Origin of the sequence: Pseudonocardia zijingensis (assembly GCF_042657305.1) — a bacterium.
GTDB classification, from domain to species: Bacteria; Actinomycetota; Actinomycetes; order Mycobacteriales; family Pseudonocardiaceae; genus Pseudonocardia; species Pseudonocardia zijingensis.
In genome coordinates, this window is record NZ_JBHSKO010000082.1 from 1 (window position 1) to 731 (window position 731).

The following is a 731-nucleotide window of genomic DNA, read 5'->3' on the forward strand; positions in this document are numbered from 1 at the left end:
GGCGGGCAGGACGGCGAGCTGGTTGTGGGCAGCGGTGATCGACCCGATGATCGGGGCGGTGACCGGCCCGGGCAACCACCGAACATCATCATCGGGGTGGCGACAACCGAGGCCACCGTGCCGGATGTGAAGATGACCGAACCGATCCACGTCGCGATGGCCAGGCGCGGCGTGCTGCCTGGCGAACACTACGTCGACTCCGGCTACCCGACCTCGGCGCTGGTCCTGGACAGCCTGCACCGGTGGGGAATCACGCTGGTCAGCCCGCTGCTGGCCGATACCTCCCACCAAGCCAGGGCCGGCGCCGGCTACGACCAGACCGGGTTCACCATCGACTTCGACGCCCAGCAAGCGACCTGCCCGCAGGGACACCCCAGTGCTTCGTGGAGCCCGGCCACCCTCCGAGGCACCGACAAGGTCGTGATCAAGTTCGCGGCGCAAACGTGCCGGGCCTGCCCCGTGCGCCCCCAGTGCACCCGGGTGAAGTCACCGCGAGTCGGCCGGCAAATCACCGTGCCCGTGCGGGAGGTCTACCAGGCCAAACTCGCCGCTCGAGCCGAGCAAAGCAGCCCCGAATGGCAGGCCCGCTACCGCATCCGGGCCGGTGTCGAGGGCACCATCAGCCAGGCGGTAACGGTCACCGGCCTGCGCCGAGCCCGCTACCGCGGCTTGCCCAAAACCCGGCTCGAGCACGTGTTCTCCGCCGTCGCGCTCAACCTCATCCGCCTGCA

General features: G+C 69.6%; 1 protein-coding gene. It reads left to right on the forward strand.

The genetic code is table 11. The features are described from left to right. Positions 1-96: 96 nt before the first annotated feature. On the forward strand, positions 97-731 hold a 635-nt coding region (locus tag ACFPL3_RS42020), incomplete at its 3' end, for a transposase (RefSeq protein WP_379591049.1).